Origin of the sequence: Chryseobacterium sp. WG23 (assembly GCF_024586575.1) — a bacterium.
Lineage (GTDB): Bacteria > Bacteroidota > Bacteroidia > Flavobacteriales > Weeksellaceae > Chryseobacterium.
Genome location: NZ_JALCZE010000019.1, coordinates 1 through 15,902, shown reverse-complemented (window position 1 = coordinate 15,902; position 15,902 = coordinate 1). Strand labels below are relative to the sequence as shown.

The 15,902-nt window shown below is 35.2% G+C and carries 15 protein-coding genes; 11 read left to right on the top strand and 4 right to left on the bottom strand.

Going from position 1 to position 15,902, the window contains the following annotated elements; genetic code table 11:
• Window positions 1-42 precede the first annotated feature (42 nt).
• Entirely contained in the window at window positions 43-567 is a 525-nt protein-coding gene (locus MP477_RS22340) for a type VI secretion system transmembrane protein TssO (protein ID WP_230040901.1), read from the bottom strand.
• An 11-nt stretch (window positions 568-578) separates the two neighbouring features.
• The gene (tssO, locus tag MP477_RS22335) at window positions 579-1,091 is read right to left on the bottom strand and encodes a type VI secretion system TssO (protein WP_230040903.1); all 513 of its coding nucleotides are present in this window, start codon (window positions 1,089-1,091) and stop codon (window positions 579-581) included.
• A 203-nt stretch (window positions 1,092-1,294) separates the two neighbouring features.
• On the opposite strand from tssO, the gene MP477_RS22330 reads away from it, so the two are divergent.
• The 11 genes from MP477_RS22330 to murC all read left to right on the top strand — a co-directional run bounded on the left by MP477_RS22330 (window position 1,295) and on the right by murC (window position 12,980).
• Window positions 1,295-1,966, top strand: coding sequence for a response regulator transcription factor (locus MP477_RS22330; protein ID WP_230040905.1), 672 nt, complete (start codon window positions 1,295-1,297; stop codon window positions 1,964-1,966).
• 249 nt (window positions 1,967-2,215) lie between these two features.
• Window positions 2,216-2,506, top strand: coding sequence for an HU family DNA-binding protein (locus MP477_RS22325; protein ID WP_002984212.1), 291 nt, complete (start codon window positions 2,216-2,218; stop codon window positions 2,504-2,506).
• A 367-nt stretch (window positions 2,507-2,873) separates the two neighbouring features.
• Complete coding sequence (locus MP477_RS22320) at window positions 2,874-4,433, top strand: ribonuclease E/G (RefSeq protein ID WP_257192232.1); 1,560 nt, start codon at window positions 2,874-2,876, stop codon at window positions 4,431-4,433.
• Between the two features lie 73 nt (window positions 4,434-4,506).
• The gene (locus MP477_RS22315; RefSeq protein WP_257192231.1) at window positions 4,507-5,937 is read left to right on the top strand and encodes a T9SS type A sorting domain-containing protein; all 1,431 of its coding nucleotides are present in this window, start codon (window positions 4,507-4,509) and stop codon (window positions 5,935-5,937) included.
• Between the two features lie 87 nt (window positions 5,938-6,024).
• The gene (locus MP477_RS22310; RefSeq protein ID WP_230040917.1) at window positions 6,025-7,455 is read left to right on the top strand and encodes a T9SS type A sorting domain-containing protein; all 1,431 of its coding nucleotides are present in this window, start codon (window positions 6,025-6,027) and stop codon (window positions 7,453-7,455) included.
• 186 nt (window positions 7,456-7,641) lie between these two features.
• Window positions 7,642-8,934, top strand: coding sequence for a T9SS type A sorting domain-containing protein (locus tag MP477_RS22305; RefSeq protein ID WP_257192230.1), 1,293 nt, complete (start codon window positions 7,642-7,644; stop codon window positions 8,932-8,934).
• 97 nt (window positions 8,935-9,031) lie between these two features.
• Window positions 9,032-9,508: an OsmC family protein gene (locus MP477_RS22300; RefSeq protein ID WP_257192229.1), complete on the top strand. Its 477-nt coding sequence runs from the start codon at window positions 9,032-9,034 to the stop codon at window positions 9,506-9,508.
• A gap of 210 nt (window positions 9,509-9,718) precedes the next feature.
• Window positions 9,719-10,348 carry a CoA pyrophosphatase gene (locus MP477_RS22295; protein WP_257192228.1) on the top strand — a complete coding sequence of 210 codons (630 nt, stop codon included), beginning with the start codon at window positions 9,719-9,721 and terminating at the stop codon, window positions 10,346-10,348.
• A 27-nt stretch (window positions 10,349-10,375) separates the two neighbouring features.
• Window positions 10,376-11,182: a 1-acyl-sn-glycerol-3-phosphate acyltransferase gene (locus MP477_RS22290; protein WP_047494666.1), complete on the top strand. Its 807-nt coding sequence runs from the start codon at window positions 10,376-10,378 to the stop codon at window positions 11,180-11,182.
• Between the two features lie 16 nt (window positions 11,183-11,198).
• Entirely contained in the window at window positions 11,199-11,636 is a 438-nt protein-coding gene (locus MP477_RS22285) for a hypothetical protein (RefSeq protein WP_230040932.1), read from the top strand.
• A gap of 6 nt (window positions 11,637-11,642) precedes the next feature.
• Window positions 11,643-12,980, top strand: coding sequence for a UDP-N-acetylmuramate--L-alanine ligase (gene murC / locus MP477_RS22280; protein WP_257192227.1), 1,338 nt, complete (start codon window positions 11,643-11,645; stop codon window positions 12,978-12,980).
• A gap of 152 nt (window positions 12,981-13,132) precedes the next feature.
• Here murC and MP477_RS22275 read toward each other — a convergent pair whose 3' ends face one another.
• Together MP477_RS22275 and MP477_RS22270 are read right to left on the bottom strand one after the other, a co-directional pair.
• The gene (locus MP477_RS22275; protein ID WP_257192226.1) at window positions 13,133-14,194 is read right to left on the bottom strand and encodes a nitronate monooxygenase family protein; all 1,062 of its coding nucleotides are present in this window, start codon (window positions 14,192-14,194) and stop codon (window positions 13,133-13,135) included.
• Window positions 14,195-14,369: 175 nt separating this feature from the next.
• Window positions 14,370-15,245 carry an aldo/keto reductase gene (locus tag MP477_RS22270; protein ID WP_230040939.1) on the bottom strand — a complete coding sequence of 292 codons (876 nt, stop codon included), beginning with the start codon at window positions 15,243-15,245 and terminating at the stop codon, window positions 14,370-14,372.
• Window positions 15,246-15,902: the final 657 nt, after the last annotated feature.

Genomic DNA, 15,902 nt, shown 5'->3' with positions numbered 1-15,902 from the left:
TGTGATGTTTTCTGTTTAAGTTCCTAATATTTTATTCTGAGACTATTGGGTTCGTGCTTTCAGTGCACTTTCACGCTCATAGAGTTTATTCTGTTTATCTTTAAAGCCAATTCTGCAGTCTTCAACCTGTTTTTCGAATCTTTTGATATCTTCAGTAGTTGTTGAAATTACTTTTTTGTCTTCAAAATACATTTTATAAAACCTGGCAATTTGAGGGTAAGCATCTTTTCGGATATCGGAAATATCATAGTTGCTAAAGTAGTTATTCAAATCGTTAATACCGACCTGAATATTGTTTTCCACAAAGGGCTGCGGGGCTTCATCCGTAAGTTTGGTGATCATCGTATAGGTACTGTCCATGATAGGCAGAACAATCTTCTGGTGCTGTTCGAATTCTGCTTTCTGCTCGAGATTCTGGATGCCTCTTACATCTTCATCTGAAAATGGAGATTCAAATCCCTTTAAAAAGATAATTCCCAGAAAAAGCATAGACATCACAAGCATCAGTATTAAATAAAAAAACTGATAATGCCTTTCCTTTTTAGATAATGTAATTTGTCCTTGCATTGTTTTCTTTTTTATTTTCTTCTTTTACTTCCGGTGAAATTTCTTGTAGGGTCTTTTCTCAGTTCGCTGTTGGCTCTTACCGTTTTACCCATGCATTCTTCAAGATCTCTGAAGACTATTTTCTTTTTATACTCTACTTCAATGATCTTACTTTTTAAATTCATGATAGATCCTATCTGTTTCATCAAAACAGCATAATGCTTAAGGCTTCCGGCACTATCCTTACTCATGATATTTTTGGCATCCCTTACATTATCCATAATACTGGTACGGAGAAAAACATCATTCTCCACCTTATTTATATTAAGTTGGGACATTTGGTCATAAATAATATCCACATGATTTTTCAGTACATCACTTCTTTGCATCAGTTCCTTATAGGCATCAGCTTCCTTGCTGATTCCCTCTCTCTGCATATCATAACTCTTAAAGAAGAGAAATAGACAGGCAAAAGAAACCACAGACAAAACGGCAAAAGATAGAATAAACTTCCAAATGCCCGTTCTGACGTCAGATTTGTTCAATTTTTTTTCCCGATTTGAAGACATAAATTGCGATTTGTTTGGCCTGTGAAAATATAAAAAAAAAATTTTATGCACAATACGTATTTTCCCCATGCTAATTTCGTGAAAACCCTGATTAACCCAATATTAATTTTCTCTTTGATAAGTTTTTCATAAATTAGGCCTCTGAATTTCAAATATCATTTGCCAAATCGATATTAAGAATGAGTAAAATATTATCTAATACCGTGCGTTTTTCCATTGCTGACAGCGATTTTTATTTTAAAAAAATAATGATCAAAACGCTTATGGAAAACCCTTTCTATATGCTTCTGAACGACTGTAATAACGGCCATGAGCTGGTAAACAGAATCTACAGAAGACAGGAAGACGTGTTCATTATAGAGCTCTTTATGCCGGTATTAAGCGGAATTGAAGCCATAAAATACATCAGAAAAAGTAATGCAGAAACTCCTATTGTTACTTATTCCGGAACCTTTCAGGAAGATATGGCCGAAATTCTTGCAAAGATTCCCAATACTTATTACTGTCAGAAAAAAAGCAATACGATTAAGGATATCATTAAAGGTACTATTGCTTCAGATGAGTTTGATTACCATACTTATTCCAAAGAATGGGAACAGCAGCCACTTGCCGTACAGGAATACATGGACAGGCAGAAAAAAAGCCAGGAAGAACTTTCTCCTGCAGAAATACAGCTGATGCGCTTCTGCTACGAAGGATACAGCAATAAAGAAATTGCAGAAAAGCTTAACTTAAGCACAAGAACTATTGACACTTACATCAACAGGCTTACAGAAAAACTGGGATTAAAAACAAAACTTCACCTCATCCGTTTTTGTGTAGAAAACGGATATTATAATTCCAGTATGTAAAAAAGTTTGAATAATTATAATGTGTTAAAGAGGAGTTATTATTGCACCGGCTAAGGATGCTTCTTTTTCACTTTAACCATTGTCATACCGCTATATTATTAATTTATTAAATCATCATAAGTCTGCCTTAATATAGTGTTTACAATAAAAACTCAACGATCAGAACAAAAATATTTCGCCACTAATTTGCTAGTATTCAATTTTTTTAACTAAATTTGCACACCTAAAATTTAAAATTAAAATAAGGAAATGACAAAGGCAGAATTGGTAAACACCATCTCAAATAAGTTGGGAACAGAAAAGAATGAAACACAGAAAGTTGTAGAAGCTTTTATGCAGGAGATCAGAACTTCTATGTATAATGGGGATAACGTTTATCTAAGAGGTTTTGGATCTTTCATCATTAAAACAAGAGCTGCTAAAACAGGAAGAAATATTTCTAAAAACACTGCAATTGAGATTCCTGCTCATAACATTCCTGCTTTCAAACCATCAAAATCTTTTGTGGAGAAAGTAAAAACTAAAGTCGCAGTAAAATAAGAACATTAACTGAATATTAACTAGTTACTAAAAAATTAAAATTATGCCAAGCGGAAAGAAAAGAAAAAGACACAAGGTTGCAACACACAAGAGAAAGAAAAGAAGAAGAGCAAACAGACATAAGAAAAAATAATCTCTTCTTCTCGAGATTTACAATATAATAATATAGTTGGTGGTTTTAAGTTTTAAGGCCCACCGACTATATTTTTATTTACAACTATAAGATTCCGCGGAAGACAGCCGGTTTCAAATATTATTTTAATAAAAATATAATGGTTTTCATTCTAAATCCTTATATTTATATTTATGAATTAACAGAGACACCAGCCAATTTCCTATAATCTTAACAATTTTATCTTATAACAAAATGAAGAAAGAACTAATAGTTTCGCATGAAGATGATCTTACAAAGATTGCACTGCTGGAAGACGGAAGACTATGTGAACTTCATGAGCAAGAGGACAAAAGCGATTTTATAGTTGGAGATCTGTTTATAGGAAAAGTAAAAAAACTGGCACCTAACCTGAATGCAGCATTCGTTAATATTGGATATGATAAAGATGCTTTTCTGCATTATCAGGATCTGGGCCCACAATATCTTACATACAGAAAGTTTTTAAAAGATACTATTTCTAAAAAACAAAGCACTTCAAGCTTAAAAAATTTCGAGATACAACCCGAAATAGACAAGAACGGAACGGTAGACAAAGTAATTGCAAAGGATGATTTGGTTCTTCTGCAGATTACTAAAGAACCTATTTCCACAAAAGGCCCCAGGATTTCTACCCAGGTTTCTTTGACAGGAAGATTTTTGGTTCTGATTCCTTTCGATAATAAAGTTTCCATTTCCAAAAAAATAAGAAGTTTTGAGGAAAAAGAAAGACTCAGAACCCTTATTGACAGTATAAAACCTGAAGGATTTGGAGTTATTATCAGAACGGTAGCCGAAGGAAAAAAAGTAGCTGACCTGCATAACGATATGAATCAGCTGATTCAAAAATGGGAAAGCACTTTTAAGAACATCCAGAAAAATAAAGTTCCGTCTAAAGTTTTAAGCGAAGAAGATAAAGCTTCCGCTATTTTAAGAGACAATTTTAATCAGGATTTCGTCAGTATTATCTGTGATGACGAACAGATGGTACAAGAGATGACCAATTACGTTGAAGTAATTGCTCCTGAAAGAAAAAATATTGTCCAGTTTTATGACTCTCATATTCCACTTCTGGAATATTACAATGTTGAAAAACAGCTTAAACAAAGCTTCGGTAAACACGTCAACATTCCAAGCTCAAAAGGAGCATATCTTGTTATTGAACACACAGAAGCACTCCATGTTGTGGATGTCAATTCCGGAAACAATATTACTACCGGAACTGCTGTCAATAAGGAGCACGCTCTAAAAGTGAACAAAATGGCAGCCACAGAGATTGCCAGACAGCTGCGTCTTCGAGATATGGGAGGTATTATTGTTATCGACTTCATCGATATGCCTAATGCCGACCACAGAAGAGATCTTTACGAGCATCTGAAAGAAGAGATGAAGCGTGACAAAGCACGCCACAAAATCTTACCTCCAAGTAAATTTGGACTGATCCAGATTACCAGACAAAGAAACCGTCCGGAAAAACAGATCGACACCAAAGAGGAAAACCCTAATAAAGATGGAGAAATTACCGCTCCTATTGTTATTGTGGAAAAAATGGGTGATACCATCAGAACCATTATGCAAAAAGAAAAAGGTAAACTCTACCTTCATGTACATCCATTTGTAGAAGCTTACCTTACTAAAGGCATCAAAAGCATTCAGATGAAATGGTTTATAAAGTACAAAAAATGGGTAACCATTATCCCAAGGGATTCTTTTAAGTATTTAGAATACCGGATTTACAATTCCAAAAAAGAAGAATTGATAGGACATTCTAATTAAATCAGAACAAAATTCAAACCTTCAGCAATGCTGAAGGTTTTTTTATTACATTTACGCCAAATTTATTTACACAATGAAAAAAAGTTTATTTCTTGTACTCATTCTGATTACTCAGAGTGTGTATTCCCAGATCATTTCTTATGACAACAGCTTTGCTGTAAACGGAAAATATGCTATTACAGCAGGCGCCAATGCCAGTTATCCCACTAAAATACTTCAACACACCGACGAAAACATTTATTTCACCTATGCCAGAGACAATGCTGTTTTAAGCAGCCCGGAATGTGTAGTATCAAAACTTAATCCTAATGGAACCCTTGATTCTGCTTTCGGAAATAATGGAGAAACCGTAATCAGTAATTATTTTGCAGGCATAGACAGCCAATTAGCTCAACAAGCAGATGGTAAACTGTTGATCTATGGTTTCAATACCGAGGGATCTGTTATCACAAGACTGCTATCCAACGGTCAGGTTGATGCTACTTTTGGAATAAATGGAGTTTCAAAAATTACCAATATTTTTACCGACTTCAATGGGTATGGATATGGTTTATATCTGCAAAATAACAACATCATTATTTATGGATTATCAACTGACGGACAATCCAATTTTTATAAAGCAATATGCAGGCTGAACAACAATGGAAGTATTGACCATACATTTGGCAATAACGGCTTGATCAAGACAGTGGGAAATTACATATTTCTAGACAGTCAGTCAAATATTGTAAGTCTGATTAGCGATCACAGCCACACCAATGCAGCTACTCTGTATCCCAACGGAGGTTTGGAAAAATACAGTCCGGATGGACAGCCTCTAACAAGTTTTGGAAGTAACGGAACTCTGGCTTTTAACAATTATCCGGGAATGGTAGGAAATGCCCTCATAGATAGCAATAACAATATTATCTGCTATAATATGAATAACGAAATTTTCAGAATTAATGCCAACGGAATCTATGACAGCTCTTTTGCATTTGACAGTACTAATTCCTATCCTTTTGCAATCATTAGCTTATCTTCTGTAATTGAAAAAAACAACAGTTATTATATTGCGGGACAGACAGGAGCAATGGGAGAAACTTTTTTCATTTCAAAACTGACGCCTTCAGGAACGGTAGATCCCGTTTTTAATTATTACTCCGAAACTACTCCCACTTCAGAAGGAATTGGTGACATGATTATCAATAACAATTCGATCATTGCAGAAAAAGGAACCAATATTTTAAAATTTTTATTAAGTAATTCAACATTAGGAACCGCTGCCAAAGTACCGGAAGCCGCTCTCCCTTTATTTTCATTTGAAAATCCTGTTAAGCAGAATCTGATTTACCATACAAAAGAAAGGTTGAAATCCATAGAAATATATAATTTAAACGGGAAGCGTATCAAAAATATAGAAAGCAACGGCACCAGTATTTCCGAGGTACCAAAAGGTGTTTATATGGTAAAAGTTGTCTTCGAGAATGAGAAGACGACCACAAAGAAGTTGATCAAGAATTAATACATACCTATTTTACAATATTTTCTAAAGTTTCTGCTTACTAACAACAGACACTTTTCATTTTTCAATTAAAAACTAAAAACTACAATGACAAAAAAATTATTTTTCGTACTGCTTCTTGCAGTACAGGCTGCTTTTGCACAAATTATCACTAAAGATCCAACATTTGCTTCAAATGGAGTCGCTGAAATCCCCAGCTATTCTATAAGTAACTCGTATCAAATGGTTCAAAATTCTAATGGAGAAATTTATTTCACTTATAATGTGGACGTTGCCACAGGAGTCACCCATGGATTTGTATCCAAGCTTACTCCTGATGGGGCCCTGGACCAATCTTTTGGAAATAATGGAACGGTTAAGCTAGCTTCCGAACCATTCATGAACCAAATAAAATTACAGACAGATGGGAAACTGTTAATTCTCGGTTTATGGGGCAATGCTCAAATACTAAGAATGCTCCCTAACGGTCAGCTGGATCCTTCATTTGGAACAAATGGTATTTCTCCTGAAATATATGCGGACCATGATGATTTTTATAATTCTTATGAATTTATTCTACAGAATGAAAAAATAATTGTGCATGGTATCCGGAGAGGTCAGAATCCGCATCATGCCATCTACCGGCTGAATACCAACGGAAGTATAGATCAAACTTTTGGTAGCAACGGATATGTAACCACACAGGGTAACATTACAGGCCGAACATTCGTATTCATTGATAATCAATCAAATATTATCAGTTTCAGTGATAACATCAGTATTGTTGAAAAATTTGACTCCAACGGACATACGATGACAAGTTTTGGAAATAATGGAGTGGCACAAATTAACATTAATGGCTCCCCTATAGGAAATGTTAGCACCGCAATGATAGACAGTGATAATAGAATTCTTTTCTCAACAAACGGGAATCATGGCATTTTCAGAATAAATCCGAGTGGAACCCTTGATACCACATTTAATTATGATTTATATACCAGTTTGGGCTTAAATTCAGGACCGGAGATTTTTAGTATACATGAAAAAAACGGATCTTATTATGTTGGAGGAAATGCTGGAAATACTTTATTTAATACTAATTATTTCATTTCAAAACTTAATCAAAATGGTTCTATGAATTCTACCTTCAACTATTATATAGAATCAAATTTCGCTGATCCTCCCTATCTTACTCCGCCTTTCTCAACAATAAGCGAAATGATTGTTAATAGCAATACTATTATCGTAAAAGGCAATAATTATATTGTAAAATACCTGCTTAATAATGCTACATTATCAGCAACAGATATTACAAAAACTGATTCTGATATTGCTTTTGAAAATCCAATTAAACAAAGCTTGGTTTACCATACAAAAGAAAAAGTACAATCCATAGAAATACATGATTTAAATGGGAAGCGTATCAAAAATATAGAACGTAACGGCACCAGCATTTCTGAGATACCAGAAGGTGTTTATATTGCAAAAGTTGTCTTCGAAAATGGGAAGACAGCCACAAAGAAGTTGATCAAAAACTAATATATATTTTCAACATTACCCTTAAAGTGTTTGATTACTATTAACAAGCACTTTTCATTTTCAATTAAAAACTAAAAATACAACAATGACAAAAAATTATTTCTCGTACTGCTTCTTGCTGTACAAACTGCTTTTGCACAAATTATTTCCAAAGATCCAACATTTGCTTCAAACGGAATATACACTATGTCTGGTAATAATGCCTGGTCGAGAATGATTCAAAACCCGGACGGCAGCATTTATTTCACCTATAATACCCATAACAGCAACACAGGAATTGAAAAATCTTTTTTATCTAAGCTTAGCCCCGGCGGAATTATAGATACTTCTTTTGGAATCAACGGGGAACTTCAGCTACCTTATTCTGCTACAGACAGCCAGTTAAAAAAACAATCTGATGGAAAGCTTGTGGTATTTGGTTTTTCAGACACGGGAGCATCTATATCAAGAATACTTCCAAACGGACAATTAGATCCTACTTTTGGCTCCAATGGCATTGCTTTCATAGCAGCACTTGGTAATGATGGAAATACCCGTTCCTACGGTCTTATCCTGCAAAACGAAAAAATAATTGTTCACGGCATTGACTACTCAAACGGTCAGGTTTATCAACACAGAATTTACAGGCTTACTGCCGCAGGAGCTATTGATAACACTTTTGGAAATAACGGTTCTGTATTCACTGAAGGAAGCTGGTCAAACGGAACATTTGTTCTTACAGATAATCAATCCAATATAGTGGTCATCACAAATACTGGTATTCTGAAAAAACTTACTGCAGACGGCCAGCCATTAGTAAGTTTTGGGAATAATGGCACTCTACAAATGACATCCGGTTTAAATCATGCAGGCTGTGTATTGATGGATACTAACAATAAAATTATTTATTCGAACATAAATGATGAAATTTTCAGAATTAATGCAGACGGCACTCCCGATACTACATTCAACTATGATTTATATTCACATTCCGGCATCAATGGTGGTGCATGGATTACAAGCATTATTGAAAAGGATGGGTATTATTACATTGGAGGAAGTGGTGAAGGAGATTTTAGACCTACTCATTTTATTTCCAAACTCAATCAAAATGGTAGTATAAATTCCAATTTCAGTTATTACTCCGAGACCAATCCGGAACTAACATTTATTGGTGATATGATTGTGAATGACACTAATATTATAGCTTGCGGAAACGGCTATGTTACTAAATATTTGCTAAACAATACGACTTTATCAACAACGGATATTACAAAAACGAACAGCATATTTTCTTTCGAAAACCCTGTTAAGAAAGATTTGGTTTTCAACACAAAAGAAAAAGTAATCAAAATAGAAATTTATTCTATGGACGGCAAAACCATAAAAGTTTTAAAAGACAATAATACTGATGTTTCAGATTTGTTAAAGGGGAATTATATTGCAAAAGTAATATTTGAAAGTGGAAAAACATCTGTAAAAAAACTTATAAAGGATTAATTTCCTTTTTAAATTTTTTCAGTCTGATAAAAGTATTTACTTACAGTTTAAGTAAATACTTTTTTGTTTTTAAGCTTAAACAAAATAAATTTACAGAATGAGTAAAGAGCACCACTACAAAACCATTGTCCAATGGACCGGAAATAAAGGAACCGGAACCAGCGGCTACAGAGATTATGAAAGAAGTCACACGATTTCAGCAGAAAACAAACCCAATATTGAAGGTTCATCCGACCCTTCTTTCCGGGGAGACAAAATGAAATATAACCCGGAAGAAATATTTTTGTCATCACTTTCCTCATGTCATATGCTTTGGTATCTCCATTTTTGTTCTGAAGCAGGCATTATTGTTATAGACTATACAGACGAAGCTACGGGAATAATGGCCGAAACATCCAATGGTAGCGGGCATTTCACCGGAGTAACACTACACCCCACAGTTATTGTAGCTGAAAAATCTATGATTGAAACTGCAGAAAAGCTCCATTATAAAGCCAATGAATATTGTTTTATTGCCAATTCCGTTAATTTCCCTGTAAAACACATCCCATTGGTTTCAGTTATTGGAAAATAAAGTATTGAGATCATGAATCTTCAATGGTCAATCCATTTCGCTTGTTAATTATGCACGTTCTATTCACTATTCATTTTGAGAAGCAAAAAATTCACTATTGACTTTGTGAAGCAAAAACTGACTCCTGCCAGTTCTATCACTCAAAAAACAACGTAGGTTAATTATTGTTAAGCCCTTTAATTCTTCAAGATATATTGTTAAATTTGAAGTATGGAAAATTTTGGAAAAGATTTATTGAGGAAAATAACTAATGTAGAGCTGCCTGGTGAGCACGCTCATGGGGTGTTCTCGCCCCCTTACCGTCCTGTTTTTACGTTTGATGAAGTACTGGCAAAGAATCCCAAATTTGCAGCAGTTAATATTGTATTGTATTTAAAAGACAATGAATGGTATTTTCCTCTGATCCAAAGAACCATTAATGAGCATGACAGACATAGCGGCCAGATTTCACTTCCCGGCGGAAAACGGGAGGAAATGGATCAGGATTTTGCTGAAACAGCCATTAGGGAAACGTCTGAAGAAATTGGAATCGATAAACATTATCTGAGGATTATCAGGGAAATGTCTCCTATCTATGTTCCACCGAGTAACTTTTATGTATATCCTTATATTTCGTATACTAAAAAGAACCCGCTTTTCGTTCTTCAGCAGAGCGAAGCCGTGGAAACCATTGAATTTCCTATCACCTCTTTTCTAAATCTGTCTGACATTCCGGAAATGATGGCTCTTCCCAGTGCAGGAGGCCATGAAGTTCCTGTGATTAATTTCAATGGATATATTATCTGGGGCGCTACAGCGATGATATTAAGTGAATTCAGCCAGTTGCTGAAAAATATGTAACTTTGCACAACCGTGTTTAATTGAGAGATGGCGAAGAAAAATATTTTCACCGATGCATTCGGAACACCTTATTTTTTAAAAAGGTTAGTTATTTTTATTTTAGGAATTGTATCCTATAGGCGATTCAATGGCTTTAATAAATTGAAGATAACCGGCACAGAGCACCTTGTGGATCTTCCGGACTCCAATGTACTTTTTGTGTGTAACCATCAAACCTATTTTGCGGATGTGGCAGCAATGTATCATGCATTCTGTGCCGTAAATAATGGCTATTTAAATACCATAAAAAACCCGATCTACCTGTTGAATCCAAAGATTGATTTTTACTATGTAGCAGCCGAAGAAACCATGAATAAAGGTATTCTTCCGAAAATTTTCAAAATTGCAGGAGCTGTAACCGTAAAAAGAACCTGGAGAGCAGAAGGTAAGAATGTCAACAGAATGGTAGATATGAGTGAAGTTGACAATATTATGAAGGCTTTGGACAATGGGTGGGTAGCCACTTTCCCACAGGGAACAACATCAGCTTTTGCCCAGGGAAGAAGAGGTACAGCCAAACTGGTGAAAAACCAGCGTCCTATTGTCATTCCCATTAAAATAAACGGGTTTAGAAGAGCTTTTGATAAAAAAGGCCTTCGTGTAAAAGTCACCGGAGTAAAGCCAACGATGGAATTCAAAGCCCCTCTGGATATCGACTATGATAATGAAAAAGCACCGGAAATTTTATTAAAAATTATGACTGCTATTGAGCAGACCGAGGATTTCAACCTCCTACACACTTATGATGAAGAACTTAAAGCTAAAAAATTAGAACAACAGGACCCTAATAATTAAAGTAAATTAAAAAATTATGAACAGAATAATAGGAATCTTATTCGCCATCATAGTATTAGTTTCGTGTAACAGCCAAAAAGTATATTCAGATTTTGATATAAGTTATTCCAAAAGTGGAGGATATGCACCGGTATATGAAAACCTGCTTATAAAAGGTAATAATGCACACTATTCTTTCGAAGGGCAGGGTAAAAAATACAAACAGGATTTTAAAATCTCAAACGAAGATTTAAAAAAACTGGATCAAACCCTTTCTCAGAACAATTTTAGAAGAATTCAGGAAAGCCGTAAAAAACTTTACGATAACATTACCACTTCTATCAACATCAAGAAAGGGCCCAATGAAGGCAGTAAAACAGATGCAAGCCTGATTGTTCCCAACTACCAAACCAATTGGGACAATATACTCCAGGCTTTCCAGGAGCTCATTAATAATAATGTTAAAAAACAGTAAATACAATTGAAAACCCACTTCATTGCCATTGGCGGAAGCGCTATGCATAATCTTGCTATTGCGCTAAAAGATAAAGGATATCAGGTTACAGGTTCAGATGATGCTATTTTTGAGCCTTCAAAATCCAGATTGGAAAAAAAAGGACTCCTGCCACAGGAAATGGGCTGGTTTCCGGAAAAAATAACCTCAGATATTGACGCTGTTATTCTGGGAATGCATGCTCACCAGGATAATCCTGAATTGGCAAAAGCAAAAGAATTGGGCTTAAAGATATATTCCTATCCGGAATTTTTATACGAACAGTCAAAAAATAAAACCAGAGTGGTAATTGCCGGTTCACATGGTAAGACAACCATCACTTCAATGATCCTTCATGTTCTGAACTTCCATCAGAAGGAAGTGGATTTCATGGTAGGAGCACAGTTGGAAGGTTTTGACTGTATGGTAAAACTTACTCAGGATAATGATTTTATGGTGCTGGAAGGTGATGAATACCTGTCCTCTCCTATTGACCTGCGTTCAAAGTTCTTATTATACCAACCGAATATCGCTTTAATGAGCGGTATTGCCTGGGACCACATCAATGTTTTCAAAACTTTTGATGATTATATTGAGCAGTTCAGAAAATTTGTGGCAAGTATTACTGCCGGCGGGGTTTTGGTTTACAACGAAGAAGACCCGGAAGTGGTAAAAGTAGTGGAAGATGCTGAAAATTATTTCAGAAAAATCCCTTACAAAACACCTGAATATGAAATCAATAATGGACAGGTATACTTACAAACTGAAATGGGAGATGTTCCTCTTTCTGTTTTCGGGGCACATAATCTATTAAATATGGAAGGGGCAAGACATATCTGCCGCCAGCTTGGGATTATGGACGAAGATTTCTATGAAGCAATTATGAGCTTCAAAGGAGCTTCCAAACGTCTTGAAAAAGTAGAAAGAGAAGATAAAGGAATCCTTTACAAAGATTTTGCCCATGCTCCAAGTAAAGTGAAGGCAGCGGTAAAAGCCTTCAAAGAACAATTTGAGAATAAAAAGAAATATGGGTTTCTTGAACTTCATACGTATTCCAGCTTAAATCCTGCCTTTTTAGAGCAATATGACCATGCAATGGATGGGTTGGAAGAAGCTATTGTATTTTATTCTGAAGACGCCCTAAAAATCAAAAGAATGGAACCTATCTCTCCCGAATTCATTAAAGAAAAATTCAAAAATGAAAATCTAAAGGTTTTCACCAATGCTGAAGATCTTCATGCCTACTGGAACACTTTAGATAAGACCAATGGTGTTTATTTGATGATGAGCTCCGGAAACTTCGGCGGCCTGGATCTTACGAAGTAATGCTAATCTGAAAATGAATTTCATTTCAGAATTCTGTATAAAACAAACCTCCTTTCAGCTGAAAGGAGGTTTTTCATTTAGTTAATTCGTTTAAAATACCTTTTCTTTTAATAACAGCTTGGGTTAATCTGGAAAGATAATAGTACTATTTTTTAAAGTTTACCTACTTCGGTAATGAGATTCCTCAGAATGTCTTCAGTAGAAAGCTCACTGTAATGATGAATGGACTGCCCTACCCAAAGTCCCAGAAAATCTGAGTTCTGTAAATATTTTGCAGCTTTACGCAGCTGATTGGTCAGTTTATTCTGATACGGATAAGGTAAAATATATTCCGAATTTTCAAGGACTTCAATGTATTTATTTTTAACCCCTCTGGCATATCTTCCTGAAAAACTTTTCGTTAAAACAATCTCGTTCTCTTTCACTTTCTTTAGACGCTCTTTTTCAAAAGGCTGCAGAGCACTTTCTGTAGACGCTAGCAAAAGATTACCTACCTGGAAACCCTGTGCTCCCAAATCATTGATTGCCTGTACTGTTTTAGCATTATAAATTCCTCCTGCATAAATCAAAGGAACATTCACATGATCATAAACCTGTGACAATAGAGACAAGCCTCCAATCTGGGGAATATCATCCGCATCAAAACTTCCTCTATGCCCTCCCGCTTCTATTCCCTGAACGCAAATCATATCAATTCCTGATTTCTCCAGAACTAAAGCTTCTTCTACAGAAGTACAGGTTCCAATAAGGGTTAGCCCATTTTCTTTTAGCTTCTGAATACTTTTATCATCTAAATTTCCAAAAGTAAAGCTTAGAATACTGCACTTCTCAGCTATTACAGCATCTACCTGCTCATGATAGGTGCTTAATTGAATAGCTTCAAGATCCGGAAGTCTGACTTCAATAGTATGCTCTCTGGCCAGCTGTTCTATGAACTCTTTGGTTTTTACAAATTTCGTTTTTAGATCTGCTGTGACTTCTGGAATAGAATGTACAAAAATATTTGCTGCAAAAGGCCTATCAGTAAGTTTCCGGGTTTCTCTGATCAGCTCAATAGACTGATCGGCTGAAAGATCAGCCAGCGCCAAAGATCCCAGGCAATTTGCTTTTGTTGCTGCTGCAACCATCTGTGGTGTACTTACTCCAAACATTGGAGCCTGAATTACAGGATATTTTGTCCCTAATTTTTTACTGATTGTATCCGGCCAAAACATAAGGATTATTTTTATTAGAAGTTACGGATAAGCAGACAATGCTCATTATTAAAATAATATGACATTGCTCACAAAGATAATTTTAATAAGAATCCCACAGATCCCACCGGGCATAAAGACCTTTTGAATCTTAAAATTTGTGGAATCTGTGGGGAATTATTTCAACTTTTTAGTACTAAATATCTGCTACAGCATTCAGCATCTTCTGTTCCCATTCCGGATCTTTCGGATCAAAAAACAGTCTTTTTCCTGTATCTAAAGAACGGACAGCATTCATCTCATCTTCCGTCAGCTCAAAGTCGAATACATTAAAATTTTCTTCAATCCTTGATGGAGTTACTGATTTGGGGATGACCACGAAACCTTCCTGTAAATGCCATCTTAAAATAACCTGAGCTACAGTTTTACCATATCTTTCGGCAATAGCCTTTAATTCAATATTGTTCAAAAGATTAGCATTTCCGTTTCCAAGCGGGCTCCAGGGTTGTGTTACAATATTATTTTCTCTGTCGTAAACCTGTAATTCTTTCTGTTGGAAGACTGGGTGTAGCTCAATCTGATTGATTACCGGTACAACAGCTGAATGAGCTTTTAATTCTTCCAGTTTCTCAACCGTAAAATTACAAACTCCTATTGCTTTAATTTTTCCTTCCTGATACAATTCTTCCAGAGCTTTCCAGGTTCCTAAAAAGTCTCCATAAGGCCAATGGATTAGATACATATCAAGATAGTCCATTTGTAATCGGTTTAATGTTCTCTGAAATGCACTGTTTGTTTTTTCATATCCATGATCCTGAACCCAAACCTTTGAAGTGATAAACAGCTCATCTCTATTGATTCCACTATTTTTCACAGCAGCTCCCACCGCAGTTTCATTCTGATAAATAGCAGCCGTATCAATCATTCTGTATCCTGTCTGAATAGCTTTAATGACTGCACTTTCACATTCCTTCAGGTCTTCCATCTGCCATACTCCAAATCCTAAAGCAGGAATATCTATCCCATTATTTAAGGTTACCACAGGCTGCCCTGTGTAGGTTTTCTTTTGCATAAACTCTTAGTTTTAATTTTTAATATAAAGTGATTAAACAAATTTGCAATAAAAAATTGAAATTTTCACCTACCATTTTTACTGGTTGTGTCAAGAATTGGTATTTAATAAGCTCTTTGAAACGTTATTTTTTGAGATCATAAAGTGTTGGAAAAACGCAAAGACGCAAAAGATTTTTACATACTTTATGCTATAAGACGCAAGGATTTTATCTTCGATACAATTGAATGCTGCTCATCTAAAGCAGTAATATCATAAAACTTGCTGAAAATCTTTGATTTTCTTGCGCCTTAAAAGCTGTTTATAATGAAATTTCTTTGCGCCTTCGCGTTTTTCCAACACTTTATAACATAAACCTCATTCAAATAATAGAATGTTGGAAACGCAAAGACGCAAAAGGTTTTACATACTTTATGCTATAAGACGCAAGGATTTTATCTATGATAAAATTGAGTGTTGCTCATCTAAAACCACAAATATTCATTTGATAAACCTTGCTGAAAATCCTTGATTTTCTTGCACCTTAAAACAACATATTATTTATTTTTTCTTTGCGTCTTTGCGTTTTTCCAACACATTATAACATAAACCTCATTCAGATAATAGAATGTTGGAAACGCAAAGGCGCAAAGGGTTTTTACATACTTTATGCTATAA

Coding starts and splice junctions, on each gene's coding strand:
- MP477_RS22325 (WP_002984212.1), top strand. CDS start 2,216: ATGACAAAGGCAGAATTGGTAAACACCATCTCAAATAAGTTGGGAACA.
- MP477_RS22285 (WP_230040932.1), top strand. CDS start 11,199: ATGAACAGAATAATAGGAATCTTATTCGCCATCATAGTATTAGTTTCG.
- MP477_RS22305 (WP_257192230.1), top strand. CDS start 7,642: ATGTCTGGTAATAATGCCTGGTCGAGAATGATTCAAAACCCGGACGGC.
- MP477_RS22320 (WP_257192232.1), top strand. CDS start 2,874: ATGAAGAAAGAACTAATAGTTTCGCATGAAGATGATCTTACAAAGATT.
- MP477_RS22275 (WP_257192226.1), bottom strand. CDS start 14,194: ATGTTTTGGCCGGATACAATCAGTAAAAAATTAGGGACAAAATATCCT.
- MP477_RS22315 (WP_257192231.1), top strand. CDS start 4,507: ATGAAAAAAAGTTTATTTCTTGTACTCATTCTGATTACTCAGAGTGTG.
- MP477_RS22270 (WP_230040939.1), bottom strand. CDS start 15,245: ATGCAAAAGAAAACCTACACAGGGCAGCCTGTGGTAACCTTAAATAAT.
- MP477_RS22340 (WP_230040901.1), bottom strand. CDS start 567: ATGCAAGGACAAATTACATTATCTAAAAAGGAAAGGCATTATCAGTTT.
- MP477_RS22295 (WP_257192228.1), top strand. CDS start 9,719: ATGGAAAATTTTGGAAAAGATTTATTGAGGAAAATAACTAATGTAGAG.
- MP477_RS22300 (WP_257192229.1), top strand. CDS start 9,032: ATGAGTAAAGAGCACCACTACAAAACCATTGTCCAATGGACCGGAAAT.
- MP477_RS22330 (WP_230040905.1), top strand. CDS start 1,295: ATGAGTAAAATATTATCTAATACCGTGCGTTTTTCCATTGCTGACAGC.
- MP477_RS22310 (WP_230040917.1), top strand. CDS start 6,025: ATGACAAAAAAATTATTTTTCGTACTGCTTCTTGCAGTACAGGCTGCT.
- MP477_RS22290 (WP_047494666.1), top strand. CDS start 10,376: ATGGCGAAGAAAAATATTTTCACCGATGCATTCGGAACACCTTATTTT.